This window comes from Agrilactobacillus composti DSM 18527 = JCM 14202, assembly GCF_001436375.1.
Classification (GTDB): Bacteria; Bacillota; Bacilli; order Lactobacillales; family Lactobacillaceae; genus Agrilactobacillus; species Agrilactobacillus composti.
The window spans coordinates 1-441 of sequence record NZ_AZGA01000061.1 but is presented as its reverse complement, the minus strand read 5'-3'; the positions used below and the strand labels follow the sequence as shown (position 1 = coordinate 441).

Sequence of the window (441 nt, the reverse complement as noted above, 5' to 3'; positions counted from 1 at the left end):
GCTAATCCAAATTTTTGTAACTCCAATGTCCAGTCCTACAACCCCAGGATGCAAGCATCCTGGTTTGGGCTGTTCCCCGTTCGCTCGCCGCTACTTAGGGAATCGAATTTTCTTTTTGTTCCTGCAGCTACTTAGATGTTTCAGTTCACCGCGTTTACCTGTTATATGCTATGTATTCACATATAACTGACTATCGATTAGGATAGCCGGGTTCCCCCATTCGGAAATCTCCGGATCAAAGCTTACTTACAGCTCCCCGAAGCATATCGTTGTTAGTCACGTCCTTCATCGGCTCCTAGTGCCAAGGCATCCACCGTGCGCCCTTTTTAACTTGACCTAAAGCCTTAGGCTTAGGTTATTTAAAACCTGGCAATTTTGATACACAGTTTTTGATTCTCGGTTATAGATATTTCATGATATGTGGTTTTCAAAGAACAAAGT

At 43.3% G+C, this 441-nt stretch carries 1 rRNA gene; it reads right to left on the bottom strand.

Going from position 1 to position 441, the window contains the following annotated elements:
- Positions 1–337, bottom strand: a 23S ribosomal RNA gene (locus FC83_RS17320); the annotation flags it as partial.
- Positions 338–441 lie beyond the last annotated feature (104 nt).